This window comes from Aureibaculum marinum, from assembly GCF_003813905.1.
In the GTDB taxonomy this organism is placed as follows: domain Bacteria; phylum Bacteroidota; class Bacteroidia; order Flavobacteriales; family Flavobacteriaceae; genus Aureibaculum; species Aureibaculum marinum.
Genome location: NZ_RPFJ01000083.1, coordinates 1 through 332, shown reverse-complemented (window position 1 = coordinate 332; position 332 = coordinate 1). Strand labels below are relative to the sequence as shown.

Below are 332 nucleotides of genomic sequence, written 5' to 3'. Positions count from 1 at the left end.
TCATCAGTTACCTGAACAAATGCATCTGCATCTGCTACATTTCCATCTGCATCTTTAAAACGGATAAATGCCCATGCTTCATCAACGTCTTTTGTATAACTAAAAGTGATATCAACGGTACTATCTGCGGTAACTGTTGCTGGTGGGTTTACTATGGTAATTGAATTTGGTTCTGCTGAGCCATCTTCAACAATTACAGTTGCTCCATCTTCTGTGGCTAAATGACCCCAACCAGAATCAAATAATTGTGCTTGGAAATAATAATCTGTACCTGCTATTTTTGGCGTAGGTACACTTATAGTTACGGTGCCTGAATCATCAGTTACCTGAAC

The 332-nt window shown here is 39.2% G+C and carries 1 protein-coding gene; it reads right to left on the bottom strand.

Going from position 1 to position 332, the window contains the following annotated elements; translation table 11 throughout:
• The coding region (locus EGM88_RS15875) for a hypothetical protein (protein WP_162497598.1) at window positions 1-332 on the bottom strand (332 nt) is incomplete at both ends.